Here is a 14,203-nt window from a genome sequence, read left to right on the forward strand (position 1 = left end):
ACTGGCAGCATCAGAGCGTGGGCAGTCCGCTATTGTCCAGATCGTCTATAATTATCCTCTTCGGCTCGCTCGATGGCTGCAGCAGCCAGAAGGCGATAGCTCCAACCGCTATGGCCACGCCATAAGGAATGCGCCTGTCAGTGCGCTTCCTGCCACCGTGCGTCCGCGTGAAGCGGCGCGTCAGTATGAACAAGATCGCAAGCACTGCCCCTGCAATGCCGACATAGAATAACAGCAAATGTCCGAGCTGTAATGGAAACCACAAGGCTGCGGCGGCGTAGAGTTTCGCGTCTCCGCCCCCGAACCATTTGGCTGCAAACAAACCCATACCCACGAGGAGAGCGACGCCAAAATGGGCGATATGCCACCATGAAAAATGCTGCGCCCCATCTACCAAGGCATAGGTCGCATATAATACAATCAGCAACGCCGGCATCATATTAGGTATGCGAAGCTGCTTCAGGTCCGAATATGCGGCACCGAGCAGCACAAATGCTGCGGCGGCCAAAATGCCGTTTTCAATCATGGCTTGCATCTATTGGTCCCTGTTCAACTGCTGATTGCGCGCTGGTCGCGCTGGCCCACAAATTCTGGTCAAATCGTTCGCTGCGCAGCAATGCCTCGGTAAAATAAGATCGCGCCGCCTCCACACGATCTGCCGCCAATGCACCTTGCCCCGCCTTTTCCAATATCATGGCCTGGACTTGCGGGCTTTGCGCGCCATCAACGTCCGGCGTCATGCCGACGTTCGCCTTGAGCACCGCCAGGTTGGCGATTATTCCGCCATTGGCAGGCTCCAGCTGTGCGGCGCGCTCCAGCCCTGCAATGGCAGCTTCGGTTTGGCCGCTATAGGCATGAACCAGCGCACGATTGTTGAGCAATGCGGCATGCGCAGGCGCAAGAATGAGGGCATGGTCAAATGCTTCCAGCGCCGCAGGCAGTTCGTTCTTGCGCATCAACGCAAGACCAAGGAGGTTCCAGCGGCCTGGATCTGCGGCGCAAGTTTCAACCGATTTGGCCAGCATTGCAATTGTCCGGTTCCAATCGCCCGATTGATAGGCAAGCCACCCCGCGACCGCGCCATAGCGACACGGCTCTGCTGTATCAGCAGATAATGGTGCGAGAGCCTTGGCCGCTGCCACAGGATCTCCCACGGCCATGTTGAGCTCTGCCGATAGGAGGGCGTGGCGTTCGATCTGCTTGTCTGACAAACCGGTCTGGATGCCATTCAACATCGAGCCAGCCTGAACGAGGCGGCCGGCCGCGATCGCAAGCTCTATCTGTTCAAAAGCAATTTCTGTATCGGTTTCAGACGCAGTTGAACCGTCTGCAAAAGCAGGTGGTGGCGTAATCGCCAGCAACAAAAGGCTCAACTTGCGCAACAAGGTGAAACTCACAGGAACGTCAGCGAGACCTTTTCGAGATCGTCGCCAGCAAAGAAGGCGTAAGTGAACGCTTCTTTCTCGTTCGCTATTTCTGCCTCCTTATTTACCTCTTCAACCGCTGCTTCGATCTGCGCCCTGGCCACTGCATCCTTCAATGTGGCACTTGAGGCGATGCGGACGGGTTGACCAGCCTGTTCGATAGCAATGGCAGCTGGAAGCCAATTCGCGAGGCGCACGCCGAAGCTGTCAAATTCGCGCTTCTGCACCACCGCGACTGGTGTTGAAGGCCGAGTGACCAAACGGACCTCGCCCAGTGAAACGCGTTCCAGCCGAATCCCTTCCCGCTGCACGGGTGCAGTGACCTGCCGCGGTACATCAAATGGTTGCCGGTCGCTTGGGCGATCTGGAAATGCCGGGGCTGATGGTTTCGGCAATTGGCGCGGCTGGATGGCCGCTGGCCGGATCGCCATCGTCGCCTGCGGCCTGTAGACAGCCTGAAGGACGGGACTGGACAGTCTCGATTCGGGTGACGGCAAGTTACCAAGAGTTGGTTGCACCGCAACCGCCGTTGCAGTGGGGCTGTCTGCCGCCAGAGCAGCCAAGGCAGGCGCCTCTATTGCGATTGCTGGAGCGGTCTCCTGCGGCGGTTGGTCGCCAAGTGCCGTTACAAATTCGATATCTGCCTTGGGGGCAGGCAGTTCGGCATCCTGGACCGGATCGACCAATGCAGCGGCGAGTTTCGGTTGTCCGTTGCGGTTGAACAACCGCGCCAAGTTTGCACGAAACTTTGGGTTTTCCGGATCAAAAGAGAGCGCCAGTTCAAAATAGCGTTGCGCAAGGTCTTTCCTGCCAATCCGGTCATAGGCGACTGCAAGACCGTTATAAGCATCACCATTATCCGGTTGCTCGCGCACCGCTTCGCGAAATACCGAAATGGCATTAGCATTCTGCCCAAGGTTGAGGAGGGCGCGCCCTTCAGCCAGCGCATCCTGTTTTGCCAAACGTTCGACCGATTCAACCGCGCGTATCTCAAGCTTGGCCTGTGGCTGGAACGCCGAACACCCTCCGAGAAAAGTGATCGTCGCCGCGGTGCAAACGATCCGGACCTGGTATCGATTCATGTTCATCCCCCCGCCAATGCCGGCGCAACCTGCCGGATTACACGTATTACTGCAGGCAACATCAACACCCCAATCATCACTGGAAGCATGCACGCGACCAGCGGAACCGAGAGCAACACGGGCAGGCGGTGCGCCTTTTCTTCGGCCCGCAACCTGCGTTTTTCCCGCATTTCATTGGAATAAACACGCAACGTGTCGCCCACGCTCGAACCGAGCTTGTCCGATTGGATCAACAACGTAGCAAATGAACGGATTTCGTCGACCTGCGACCTGTCGGCCATTTTACGCAATGCTTGTTCGCGGGTGGCACCGGCTCGCAATTCCAAAGTTACCATTGATAGTAGTTCTGAAAGCAAAGGATGCGAATTCAGCATCTCGCGTCCGACACGGTCGAATGCTGCTTCCATGCCGAGACCCGCTTCGACGCAGACGAGCATCAGGTCGAGGGCATCGGGAAAGCCATTGATGATTTCTTCGCGGCGCCGATCTGCCTTAGCAGAAATGAACAGGTTTGGCAGGTAAAGGCCTAGAATCGCTAACAAAACCCCGAATATGTACAGCTTCATCGGGGAAATTTCCGAACCACCGAAAACGGCGGCGAGCAGTAGCGTTCCCGGCAAGAGGAATAGGGTTATCATCCGAATGAGCGTGAACAATTTGGGGGCCGCGGGCGAAGTGTAGCCAGCTGCAATCAGCCTCGCGCGAAGTTTGTCACCTTGGGTGTCAACGAGCGAAATTCCTGCGCGTTCGATGCGATCAGTCAGCTTGGCCCAGCCTTCCGAAATCCTGTCGCGTCGCAAGCTGGCTCCTTGGATGCCGTTCACCGGTGTGCCCAATTCTTCCAACCGCCCGCGAACCGCGGAGCGATTGGCAACGAAGTTTGAAATCAGCAACACGCTGACCACCACCAGCAGGAAAATCAGCACCAGCAAGGTGATGCGCATAGTCATGGAAAGGGCGAAATTTTCGAGCATTTCAGACCTTCAAATCAATCATGCGTCGGATCGTTATGAAACCGACCGCATAAAGCACTATCAGCCCGATAAAGCCGATCGGGAAAATAGGATCCTGCGCCACGTCGAGATAAAATGCAGGGTTGGACAGGAAGAGGGCGCTGAATGCCAAAATGGGCAATGCTGTCAAAATCAGCGCGGTCATTCGACCTTCCGAACTCAATGCCCTTACTTTCATATACATGCTGTGCCGTTCACGAATCACCGTCGAGAGGTTGGCTAGGATTTCCGCCAGGTTACCACCCGTTTCATTCTGCACGGAAAGCGAGACGACAAACATCTGGATATCGTCGATGCCCCAGCGATCTGCCATGTTTTGCAAGGCATCGCGAAGGTCTGCGCCATAAGATACTTCGTCGACCACAAGGCCGAATTCGGTTCCCAACGGGTCTTCCATTTCCTTGGTCAGCAAATCTAGAGCCGAGGCAATCGGGTGGCCGGATCGCAAACCGCGGACGAATATGTCGAGCGCGACAGGGAACTGTTCCTGCATACGCTTTTTACGTTTCGATGCCATGTTCGAGAGTACGATCATCGGAATTCCGGTACCAAAGCAGAGGCCCAGGGCTATGGCGAGTTGGATGACCCCGATACCGATCGAAAAGCCCGACAAGCCAGCACCGAGCAAGATAAGGCCGACTACCGCTGTGGAGGCGATGGCCATTCCAAGCATGATCTGGTTCGGCGGAAGCGGAACGCTTGACGCAATCACCGTGCGTTCTACCGACCGACCCAATTGGCCGATCAAACCGGACATGTTGGCGAAGGTGCCAGGGGCTGATTTGCGCAGGCGTGACGTCACAATTTCGCGGTCCAGCCCACCCTCGATCATTTTCAGGCGTTTGTTGACCGCGCGACTGCCTCTTTGCCGCTGCTGGATTGTCGCGATCAGCCTTTCCGAAACCAGAAAGACTGAAGCAAAGATGACGATCAGCGCCAAAACCCTGAGGATGACGGGATCCATCAATCGATCCTCTTATCAGGGCGGAATAGATCCGCGTTTAGCGACACGCCATGTGCGGACAGGTCTTCGAGCAGCTTGGGCCGGATGCCAGTCGCTTCGAAATGACCGATGACCATATTGTTCTCGTCGCGTCCCATCATGCGGAAACGGAAAATTTCCTGCATGGTGATGGTTTCGCCTTCCATGCCGACAATTTCGGAGAGGCTCAAAAGGCGGCGGCGACCGTCGGACAGGCGCCCGATCTGGATCACCACGTTCAATGCCGAGGCAATTTGCGCACGCGCAGAGCGCGGGGAAATGTCGATCCCGCTCATCCCGATCATCTGTTCGATACGCGACAAGGCATCACGCGGGGTGTTGGCGTGTACGGTGGTCATCGATCCGTCATGGCCGGTGTTCATGGCTTGCAACATGTCGAACGCTTCACCCGAACGGACTTCGCCCAGAATGATGCGATCAGGGCGCATGCGCAGCGCGTTTTTCACAAGATCGCGCTGGTTGACCTCGCCTTTGCCTTCGATGTTGGGTGGGCGCGTTTCGAGGCGCGCCACATGGCTTTGTTGGAGCTGAAGTTCAGCCGAGTCCTCAATGGTCACGATGCGTTCGCGTTCATCGATGAAAGCCGACATGGCATTAAGCAAAGTCGTCTTACCCGAACCGGTACCACCCGAAATCAGGACATTTCGCCTTGCCCGGACGACACCCTTCAACACCTCTGCAATCTGCGTTGGCACACTGCCCAGTTCGCTCAGTTTCTCCATGTTGATGGGAATTTTCGCGAATTTGCGGATCGAAAGAAGTGAACCGTCGACAGCCAGCGGGGGCACGATCGCATTGACGCGCGAACCATCGGGCAGTCGAGCATCCACAAAGGGGGAGGATTCATCGACGCGGCGTCCAACCGCGCTGACGATTTTCTGGATGATGCGCAGCAAGTGGCGTTCATCTTTGAAACGTGTCTCGACACGCTCAAGAACGCCCTTGCGTTCGACGAATACCACTTCGGGCCCGTTGACGAGGATGTCGGTTATGGTGTTGTCTTCGAGCAGCGGTTCTAGCGGCCCAAGGCCGAGCAGTTCATCCAAAATATCCGAAACGAGCTGCTTGCGCTCTTCGTGGTTTAGCGCATGCTTTTGTTGCGCCAACTGCTCATGCACCAACTCGCCAATTTCGGTTTCAATCTGCTGCCGCGACATTTTTTCAAGCGCGGAGAGGTTGATGAGATCAAGCAAACGTCGATGAAGTTCAACCTTTAGGTCGATATAGTCCGTGTCTGCAGCATAAACCTCAGCCGCCTTTTTAACCACATCGGTGGAACCGCTGCTATCGAGGACGTCGGCTTTCTTGATTTGCCACATATCAGTCGTTCGCCTCTGCGGTCAAAAGCGGCAGCATCGACGCGATATCGGCGCTAATCTTGCTGCGCGCGCGGATGGCGTTGATCAGCACACCCTGATCATGCGCGGCGCGTACCAGCGGATAATCATTGTGGATGCTGAATTCGATCGAATGGCCAAGCGCCTGCGCGGCATCATCCAGGTTGATGGTGCGGAACATCTTTTTCTCAACGCGATTGGCGATCACGTGGATATTCGCTCCAACGATATCCTGGTTCGCCAGCAATTGCAGTTGCCGCTTGGCTTGGCGAAGGCTTGCGACCGAAAGCTCTGCAACGAGGAACACAACATCAGAAAGCGCAACCAGCGAGAGCGACCAGTTGGTCCAGTTGGTCGGCAGGTCGAGGATGACATGGTCATATTCTTCACGCGCCAACTCGATAATGCGCAGCATCTGCTCCGCATTTGCGGATTCGAGCGGCATGATATCCATGGGTGCTGCAATGACGTTCAATCCGCTATCGGCCTTCGATACCACAGAACGTAGAAGTTCGCGGTCGATACGTGAGCCAGCCGCGATAAGATCGGCGATCGAAAGTTGGGACGAAAGGCCCAGATACGCTCCGGCATTTCCAAATTGCAGGTCCAAATCGATGAGGCACACCCCTTTGCCGCGATTGTTTGCTGCCAACTCGCCGGCAAGGTGTGTCGCAACCGTCGTTGCGCCAACGCCGCCTATGCTTTTGAGGACTGAGATCAGTTGGCCCTGTTCGACTTCGGCGGCTTTAGCTGCATCGAGTTCGGAACACACTTCCGCAATGATCGCAGCCAGATCCGACTGCGCGAGCGGTAGTGCCACGACATCGCGGACGCCTTGTTTCAGTAGCGCTCGCACCAAAGTCAAATTGGCATCGCGGATCGCGGCAATGATCGGCAGGTCAGGGTGCGAAGCCCGGATTTGCTTCAGCCGGTCGAGCGATTTTGGCAGGTCGGGTCGAATTTCGAGGATGAGCAGGCAGGCCGCATCCAACTGCACCGCATCCACCCGCGCATCGGGTGCCAGCGTGGAAATCAGCACCTGAGCCTGACCGATAGCGACATCGTCAAACTGGGTGCTCGTCATCTCGGCTTCGGAAAGGACCAGCAATACGGAACGTGACTTCAGGTCCAAAACCCATTCCTCCGAGGTAAAAGTTATATATTCAGAAACGCCCATTTTTTGGTTTTTCCTAGTTTGACCAGTCGCCAGCGCCATCTTCCATTGTTAGGGAGTAGCTAAGGTCAGGGAGATTGAAGGATATGTCGAACATCGCCCCGATTAATGGGGTAAATTCGAGATTGGAGACCGACACGGTAACCTGTGGTGCAACATCCATTCCGTTGGGATCGCCTGCGAAACCCAAGCCGGAATACGCATAGTTGACTGTGACTTTATCGCCGTCGATATCGGGCTTGATATCGTCCATGCGATCGACCAGCGCATCGAAAGCATCGGCATTTCGTGTTAAGCCGAAGTCGCACGTGCCACCATCAGCGCATTGGCAATCACCCGAGTCAGAGCAGATAACGCCTGGGAATGCGGTTTCAGGAACCGGTTCACCCTGTAAAATACCGCCGTCGACAGCGAAACTATAATCAACAAGGTCTTGCGCGATGACGTCGGTCGCAACTGCCCAACGGGCTCCGGTTTGGGTCGCTTTCTCGGTGCGGTTTACTTCCCACATGTAACGGCCGACATCGATGATACCGAAAAGGAAAAGCAGCACGATTGGCAAAACCAGCGCGAATTCGGCGGCGGGGCCAGCGACGGTGTCTTTCCAAAAGTTGCGCATAATATTCATATGCCCATCACCGCTGATTGGGAGGAGGCAGAGACAGTTAGGTCTGTGGCATCAAAACCAAGTGTTTGAAATAACGAGGTATATGTTACGGTGGTGGAGACTGTGACGATGGGGGCGTTGTCCATGCCGGTGTAAATTCCGGTCTGCACTGCGGTGTCGCCGGAAGCGTCTAGCGCGGCGTCCGGGCAGTCGACCGCGACGGTGACGTCGTCATTTACCCAATCGGGAACAGCGGCAACGCCGCCCGATACCTGCCCTGTGCGGGTGATTTCCTGCACCTGAGTCTTTAGCGTGGCGTTGGTCAGATCGCTGCATGTGTAGTTGGTAAAGCCAAGCCGGGAAGCGTAGCGCGCACCATCGCGCACACCTTTGACCACCTTATGCTCTGTCCAGAAATAATGCGCGAGTTCAAACGGCCCGAACATCAGCACCAGTAGCAAAGGAAGTACCAGCGCCATTTCTGCAGCGGAAGCGCCCTTTGTATCGTGAAGGAATTGCCGTACCCGCATCGCGCTTACCGGATGATATAAGGGACGTCACGACGGACGACCTGGCCTGCCGTTCCGCCGCCACCTGCTGCTTCAGTTTCCCCAATTATTTCGACGTAAATATCGCTATTTTCGGTGCGTGGACGGGGAATAGTCGGCTCAACGAGAAAAACATCAATCCATTTACGGACTGTCACTTCGGAGCTGTTTGCGGCGACTTCCTCGGCTTCGCAATTGATGACTGCAACTGAGAGGCGACGCCGATCTACGGTCGTTTCGCTTGGTGTTATACCAGTACGATTTACTGGTCTGGGCCTTGAAGATCGGGCATTGTTACCATTCAGCCCCGGGATGGATTGGTTTACCAATCGCGTGGCCGCATTTTCGATTTCCCAACGATACACGTCATAGCGGGATGGATCAGACCGCCCGAACCAGCTTTCCAAATCACTCGTTGATGGAACTGTCGGGTAAGCCGCGCTGTTGGATCGGAAATATGCGTTGCGATCCCAATCACCGTCGCCAATACGTCCTGCCGAGCAAACCCCGGTAATGCTGACTGCGTGGCAGATATCGCGCGGGTAACCCATTGGCCAAAGCTGCGCAATTTCACCATTTGTGAGCACTCGGTCAGTGGTCAGCACCGCAGGCGGATACATTTGAGTGTCGGTATTGTTCGGCAACCGCCAAGTATTGGCGCCGTTGCCGTTTCCGCTTTGGAAAGGCGCTTGGCCGGCTGGGTTATTGCCAGCAATGAACAAGTCTTTGCGCGTATTTGCTGAAGGCGGGCAAAGACTGCCATCATTGTTGCACGCTTGGTTCAAGCCGCTGCCATTGGCGTATACATCAAAACGCACATTGAACGCATCTCGGACGCTTACCATGTTGCCTGGAGAGATATCGACGCCGGATGAGGCGACACAATCGCCTTCTGGCGTCTCGCGGCCTATGGCTACGCGCAACTCGGGTAAGTTGCTACCAACACCCACTTCAAGGAAACCGAATACGCCCGGCCCGTAACCGCCTCCGCCATCATTGGCGACCAGACGCACGCCAACGCCCTCATATGCATCGGCATCGAAATCGTAATCGAGGATTTCATTGCCTTCCGGCTCAGCGGGATTGCACATCATGACCGGTGGTACGCGACAAATCGAGGAACCCAAGCCTGCCATGGCCGCTGCATCAATCGCACCTGAGCTGAAGGCTGCGACGACTGGGGTCAATGCGTAAAAGGCCTCGCGGGCGCCCACGGTTACTTCGACGAAACGCGCTCGGCTATCGGCGTCTGCATCAGTCGGATCGACAACTTCGGTGCCCTCGCGGTCCTCGTAAAACACCACAGATGCGATCGAGACACCAGTGCCATTGCCATCGTTGGAAAATACAGTGTTGTTGGCGACCAACTGGCTTGCCGCGTTAGTTGCGCGGTTTACTGCGCCAGCCCTGCCATCAAGCTGTGTTACTGCTGCCAGTGCTGCCTGATCTGCCGCATTCTGCAACTCGGTGTCCATGGCAGCAAGTCGGGTATAATCAAAGGCGATGCCGCCGATGGCAATCAATGCGGGCAGAGCGAGGGCGTATATTGAGGCGACAGCCCCGCTTTCTTCACGCCACAGCTTTTTCCCGAACGACCGCGCCACCGAACATCTCCTTTGCTAATCGATCAATTGCCGCCCGAGGAAGAACCCGAGCCGCTACCGCTGCCTGAGCCGCCGCTGGTCGTTTTCACACCCACCGGTTTCTTGACGTTACCCTTGCGATAACGATCCTGCGCACCGGCCACCTGGCTGCCATCGGCGGTCATCGCCTCGGCATGTTGCGGTTCGGGATCGACGATTTGCGCGGCATAGTTGGCGCGGGCGGCATCGCCGATGCCGGTATCATTGGGGGTGCAGCCGGCAAGCGCCAATAGCGCGGCGCCAGCGAATACGACCTTGCGATCAATAGTCATAATCGGCGCCTTCCTTTTTTGCGGCCTCGGGCGGCGGCGCATTGGGATCGAGCGGGTTCACGCCAACCGCCTTGTCGGTGCGCCCCATCAGGAACAGGTCAAGCTCGTGCGGGTTTTGCACACGGTCAGTCGGCAACGCGACCGGCGCACCCGCCTTGATTGGCTGGACGAGGCGCGGGGTGACAACGATCACCAACTCCGTCTCACCCTTTTGGAAGCCCGACGAACGGAAAAGCGAGCCAATGATCGGGATCGACCCAAGCAACGGCACCTGCCGAACTGTCGTCTGGAAATCCTTGCGGATCAGGCCGGCAAGGGCAAAGCTTTCGCCATCGCGCAGTTCAAGCACGGTGTTGGCGCGCCGCGTTTGCAAGCCAGGGATCACAAGGCCGTTAACGGTGATCGAGGCGGTCGGATCAATCGAGCTGACTTCAGGTTCGACTGCCAGGTTGATCACGCCATCGGCAAGCACGGTGGGTGTGAAGGCAAGGCTGACGCCGAAGGGCTTGAACTCTACGGTGATACCGCCGTTGTTGCCATTGCCACCGCCGCCGCCACCGCCGCCATTGCTTTGTGCAACAGGTACGGGGAATTCCCCACCAGCAAGGAAAGATGCGGTTTCACCTGAAAGCGCCACCAGCGTCGGATTGGCCAGCGTCTTGACCAATCCCTTGCGCTCAAGTGCATCCAGCACCGCATCGATATTCAGCCCGGCAATATCAAATGCCTTGCGGAAAACGCCGAAGCTGCCGGTGATGGAATCGAGGCGCAGCACACCGCCGCCATTGGTTGCATCGGGAACCAGCCCCGCACCATTACCAATCGCCGCGCCAAAGGTGCCGCCATCGCTAAAGCCAAAGCCCGAAAGGCCAATCTGCTTTCCTGTCTGACGCGAGATTTCGGAGAAGCGCACCTCCAGCATCACCTGCTGGCTGGCACCGACCGACATCATGTTGACGACTTTGTCGCCAGCATATGTCTTGGCGAGTTCAACCGCGCGGTTGATTGCAGGGCCGTTCGAAACAACACCAGTCAAAACAACGGAATCGTTCGATATCTTGGCGCCAATCTGCTCACCGGGGATCAGCTCTGAAAGCTGACGACGCAGCGAAACAATATCGGGGCCAACCGCGACATCGACGACAGAGATGACATTGTTGGCATTGTCATAAACCGTCAGGCTGGTGGTGCCCATTTTCTTGCCGAGCACATAGAGCGAGCGGTTGGTGATCGGCATAATGTCGGCGATTTCCTCGCTGCCGATCATCGCCTTGGCAAAGGGGCGATCGACGGTGAGGACCTGGCTCTTGTTCAACGGCACATCAAGTTGCCCGGCATGCAGGCCCGCATCAGATGTGCTGTAATAATTCTGGGCGAGCGCCGCGGGGGCCACCGTCAGCGATAGCGCAAGCGCGACGCCGATCTTGAAAGCTTTGTTCTTCATGCGCTCAATACCCCCTGTAGCGCGAAACGTCATAGGACGATGCGGTTGTGCCGCGGACAATTTCCACCGACACGCTGTTCTTTGGCTTGGGCCGTGCGACTGCGCCGCGCGCTGCACCACTTGCTGCTGCCTGCGCCGCCGGTATCGGATATGGACTGGCAGCCATGGCCGGGCCGCTGCTGCGCGGTGCGTTGTAGAAACTGGGCGAAACGCTGCCCTGGCCCAAATCCCGTGTGCCGACAGTCTGCGCCATGAACACATCCTGGTTTTCTGCGTTGCGCAGCGCAAGCGACAAGGTGCCGACCTGTCCAGCAAGCGCCAGTTTCTGTGCGCCCTGCTGATCGACCAGCAAGGTTGCGGTCTTGCCCAACTTTGGCTGATTGTCCTTCTCATTCGCGCCCTGGTCGATGGCGAGAACGCGCACATTCTGCATCAGCACGTCGGTAATCGGATCGACCTGGCCTTCGGATTCGGTCTTGGGTGTGCGCGTCAGCAGCACGTCGACGGTATCGTTGGGAAGCACGAAGCCGGCCACACCGGCAACGTCGCTGATGCGCACCGCAACGGCACGCATATCGGGGTCGATCAGCGCCGAAATGCTGGCGCGGCCGCCCGGGCCAGTGATCTTTCCCGGAAGAATGGGTTCACCCGCCTCGATCGGGCGAAGCGCAACGCGCACATCAGCCCCGAGAAGCGCTTTGGTGGATTGGAACGCCCCAGCGGGCACCGAAGTTGCCGGCCAACTGACCATGCGGATATTCTCGGCGGTAATCGCGGTGCCATATTCCATTGGAGTACGGGCGACGGCGATTTGGACAAGGCGGTTTTGCTCGGCGGCTGTGACTTGGCGCTCTTCAACGCCTGACAGATAGCTGTTGGCGATTATTACTGCAATAACGCCAAGGATCGCAGCGACTACGATAATTATCCAATTTCTATTCACTCCCATCGCTGCCCCGCTTTAATGTTTGATTAATAAGGAATTAGGCTGGACGGTCATTGTAACCGTCCAGCCAAGATCGCTCTTACGAAGTTTTGCAAGTGGTCGAGTTGGGAGCTGTAATGCAATCGCCTGCTTCATCGATTGCACCGCTTATTGCAGTGCCGAGTGCGATTGCAGCAAGAGCAATACCCGAGCCAATGATGGCCAGAATCAGAGCATATTCGGCGGCCGAAGCGCCGCTGTCATCACGAAGGAACGAAGTTACAAAATTACGCATAATACTACCCCTATTCAAAGTTTGAGAGTCTCCCTGTCCGGCTTAGTGCCGACCTAAGGAATACCAAGGGGGGTAGTGTCTGAACCGTCGCGACCCTGTTTTATTATCTGCCAGCATCGCGCCGGCTCATTCGCTAGGTCCACCCTTGATGCGGTTACATTCCGACCAAAGGGCAAGCAGGGTCAACCGCTAAAATTTACATCAATTTAACAGTAACTTATTTTAGTTTTTTGTTAACCATGAGGTAAATTTACAACAATATCGGATGTAAAAAACACCGAATCACAACTATTTACCAAAGATATATATCTAAAATTATATCCATTCTCAATCCTGCTTAAACTTGCGTTTTTGTAAAGGGTATTACTTAGAATACGCGAACTATGCAGGTTGCACATTACCAACGGAAACACCGGATTTGAATTTCAGAGCAACGCCGACGGCCACCCAAATAATATAAGTCGCCGCCGCTGCAACTATTCCGTCAACCGCATAATGATAGCCGGTTACGATGGATCCGACGCAAATAATCAGAAAAAACAATCCGAATACCAAGCCAGCCTTGGTTGATATTTGTCTCACTGCAAGGAAGAAAAGCAACGCAAGGCTGACATGCATTGACGGCATAGCAGTAATGCCACGTCCAAGGCCGTTTTCACCGTGTAACTGCCAGCGAACCAATTCTGCTTGAACATCGAGCACCATGATCGGGATGTGATTGTTTGCCGATCGCAACTTTTCCATCAATGGTTCAAAATCAGGAATTCCAAGAAGCGGATAAGCGAAACATGGCCCAACTGAAGAAAAGTATATAGCCATCAGTCCGCCGATTATGGTCCATATCGAAAAATAGCTGATGAAATATCGTTCCCGCACTTCAGGCTGATCCAGCTTGAATGCGAAATATAACCCTCCTGCATAAATCAGGAAAATCCACAGATGATAGAGGAAGGCAATTGCGGCTAGGGTAATGGGATAAAACAGGATCGGATACAAAAGCTGCCACGCATCCATTCCGAATAGGGCGCGATCCCATTCGATGAAAGTCTGGTCCCATTGGAATTCGTTAAATAGTGGTATGGCGCTCTTCATTGCGGAAAAGACTGGCATGAAGGTGAAGAGAAGGACGACGGTGGGGATCGCGCGTACCACGCGCTCCTTGCCTTCTTGGGTCATTTCACGCTGCCAGATGGTGAGGAAAAGCTGATCTGGGCGCTCTATCACGATGAGCCTGATGTTCCTCCAAACAATGAAAAACATCAGCATCACGAGATACATCAGCCCGTTCAAAGCAATGCTGGAGGGTTTCAAACCATTTATACCTTGGCTCGCCAACAGAGCGACCAATAATAGGGTACAAATACTGCCAACCATGAGCATACGCTTGTCGGCGGCAAATGCTTCCAAAAGTTTGTTCTTACCCATACTTCGATAGG

The 14,203-nt window shown here is 55.5% G+C and carries 15 protein-coding genes; all 15 read right to left on the reverse strand.

The window, feature by feature from the left end:
* Positions 1-10: 10 nt before the first annotated feature.
* Positions 11-535, reverse strand: coding sequence for an A24 family peptidase (locus ACFSAG_RS10005; protein ID WP_381514220.1), 525 nt, complete (start codon positions 533-535; stop codon positions 11-13).
* Entirely contained in the window at positions 519-1,397 is an 879-nt protein-coding gene (locus ACFSAG_RS10010) for a tetratricopeptide repeat protein (protein WP_381514223.1), read from the reverse strand. The genes ACFSAG_RS10005 and ACFSAG_RS10010 overlap by 17 nt, the downstream gene beginning before the upstream one ends.
* Positions 1,394-2,512, reverse strand: a complete 1,119-nt coding sequence (locus ACFSAG_RS10015) for a tetratricopeptide repeat protein (RefSeq protein WP_381514226.1) — start codon at positions 2,510-2,512, stop codon at positions 1,394-1,396. Before ACFSAG_RS10015 ends, ACFSAG_RS10010 begins: the two co-directional genes overlap by 4 nt.
* Positions 2,509-3,456: a type II secretion system F family protein gene (locus ACFSAG_RS10020; protein ID WP_374614595.1), complete on the reverse strand. Its 948-nt coding sequence runs from the start codon at positions 3,454-3,456 to the stop codon at positions 2,509-2,511. The genes ACFSAG_RS10015 and ACFSAG_RS10020 overlap by 4 nt, the downstream gene beginning before the upstream one ends.
* Before the next feature lie 25 nt (positions 3,457-3,481).
* Positions 3,482-4,483: a type II secretion system F family protein gene (locus ACFSAG_RS10025; RefSeq protein WP_381514229.1), complete on the reverse strand. Its 1,002-nt coding sequence runs from the start codon at positions 4,481-4,483 to the stop codon at positions 3,482-3,484.
* Positions 4,483-5,841, reverse strand: coding sequence for a CpaF family protein (locus tag ACFSAG_RS10030; protein ID WP_374614593.1), 1,359 nt, complete (start codon positions 5,839-5,841; stop codon positions 4,483-4,485). Before ACFSAG_RS10030 ends, ACFSAG_RS10025 begins: the two co-directional genes overlap by 1 nt.
* Position 5,842: 1 nt before the next feature.
* On the reverse strand, positions 5,843-6,991 hold the full coding sequence (locus ACFSAG_RS10035) for a CpaE/TadZ family protein (RefSeq protein ID WP_381514232.1): 1,149 nt from the start codon (positions 6,989-6,991) through the stop codon (positions 5,843-5,845).
* Between the two features lie 58 nt (positions 6,992-7,049).
* The gene (locus ACFSAG_RS10040) at positions 7,050-7,661 is read right to left on the reverse strand and encodes a TadE/TadG family type IV pilus assembly protein (RefSeq protein WP_381514235.1); all 612 of its coding nucleotides are present in this window, start codon (positions 7,659-7,661) and stop codon (positions 7,050-7,052) included.
* Positions 7,658-8,170, reverse strand: coding sequence for a TadE/TadG family type IV pilus assembly protein (locus ACFSAG_RS10045; protein ID WP_381514237.1), 513 nt, complete (start codon positions 8,168-8,170; stop codon positions 7,658-7,660). The genes ACFSAG_RS10040 and ACFSAG_RS10045 overlap by 4 nt, the downstream gene beginning before the upstream one ends.
* A gap of 5 nt (positions 8,171-8,175) precedes the next feature.
* A complete protein-coding gene (locus ACFSAG_RS10050) occupies positions 8,176-9,792 on the reverse strand; it encodes a TadE/TadG family type IV pilus assembly protein (protein WP_381514240.1) in 1,617 nt (538 codons plus the stop codon).
* A gap of 23 nt (positions 9,793-9,815) precedes the next feature.
* Positions 9,816-10,103 (reverse strand): hypothetical protein, encoded by a 288-nt coding sequence (locus tag ACFSAG_RS10055; protein ID WP_374614588.1) that lies wholly within the window; start codon positions 10,101-10,103, stop codon positions 9,816-9,818.
* Positions 10,093-11,547, reverse strand: a complete 1,455-nt coding sequence (locus ACFSAG_RS10060) for a type II and III secretion system protein family protein (RefSeq protein WP_381514243.1) — start codon at positions 11,545-11,547, stop codon at positions 10,093-10,095. Before ACFSAG_RS10060 ends, ACFSAG_RS10055 begins: the two co-directional genes overlap by 11 nt.
* Before the next feature lie 4 nt (positions 11,548-11,551).
* Positions 11,552-12,496 (reverse strand): Flp pilus assembly protein CpaB, encoded by a 945-nt coding sequence (cpaB, locus tag ACFSAG_RS10065; RefSeq protein ID WP_381514246.1) that lies wholly within the window; start codon positions 12,494-12,496, stop codon positions 11,552-11,554.
* Between the two features lie 76 nt (positions 12,497-12,572).
* Positions 12,573-12,767 (reverse strand): Flp family type IVb pilin, encoded by a 195-nt coding sequence (locus tag ACFSAG_RS10070; RefSeq protein ID WP_381514249.1) that lies wholly within the window; start codon positions 12,765-12,767, stop codon positions 12,573-12,575.
* A gap of 381 nt (positions 12,768-13,148) precedes the next feature.
* Positions 13,149-14,192, reverse strand: coding sequence for a phosphatase PAP2 family protein (locus ACFSAG_RS10075; RefSeq protein ID WP_381514252.1), 1,044 nt, complete (start codon positions 14,190-14,192; stop codon positions 13,149-13,151).
* Positions 14,193-14,203: the final 11 nt, after the last annotated feature.

The organism is Sphingorhabdus buctiana (assembly GCF_042680825.1).
GTDB lineage: Bacteria > Pseudomonadota > Alphaproteobacteria > Sphingomonadales > Sphingomonadaceae > Sphingorhabdus_B > Sphingorhabdus_B buctiana.

Coding starts and splice junctions, on each gene's coding strand:
- ACFSAG_RS10005 (WP_381514220.1), bottom strand. CDS start 535: ATGCAAGCCATGATTGAAAACGGCATTTTGGCCGCCGCAGCATTTGTG.
- ACFSAG_RS10015 (WP_381514226.1), bottom strand. CDS start 2,512: ATGAACATGAATCGATACCAGGTCCGGATCGTTTGCACCGCGGCGACG.
- ACFSAG_RS10020 (WP_374614595.1), bottom strand. CDS start 3,456: ATGACTATGCGCATCACCTTGCTGGTGCTGATTTTCCTGCTGGTGGTG.
- ACFSAG_RS10025 (WP_381514229.1), bottom strand. CDS start 4,483: ATGGATCCCGTCATCCTCAGGGTTTTGGCGCTGATCGTCATCTTTGCT.
- ACFSAG_RS10030 (WP_374614593.1), bottom strand. CDS start 5,841: ATGTGGCAAATCAAGAAAGCCGACGTCCTCGATAGCAGCGGTTCCACC.
- ACFSAG_RS10040 (WP_381514235.1), bottom strand. CDS start 7,661: ATGAATATTATGCGCAACTTTTGGAAAGACACCGTCGCTGGCCCCGCC.
- ACFSAG_RS10045 (WP_381514237.1), bottom strand. CDS start 8,170: ATGCGGGTACGGCAATTCCTTCACGATACAAAGGGCGCTTCCGCTGCA.
- ACFSAG_RS10055 (WP_374614588.1), bottom strand. CDS start 10,103: ATGACTATTGATCGCAAGGTCGTATTCGCTGGCGCCGCGCTATTGGCG.
- ACFSAG_RS10060 (WP_381514243.1), bottom strand. CDS start 11,547: ATGAAGAACAAAGCTTTCAAGATCGGCGTCGCGCTTGCGCTATCGCTG.
- cpaB (WP_381514246.1), bottom strand. CDS start 12,496: ATGGGAGTGAATAGAAATTGGATAATTATCGTAGTCGCTGCGATCCTT.
- ACFSAG_RS10070 (WP_381514249.1), bottom strand. CDS start 12,767: ATGCGTAATTTTGTAACTTCGTTCCTTCGTGATGACAGCGGCGCTTCG.
- ACFSAG_RS10075 (WP_381514252.1), bottom strand. CDS start 14,192: ATGGGTAAGAACAAACTTTTGGAAGCATTTGCCGCCGACAAGCGTATG.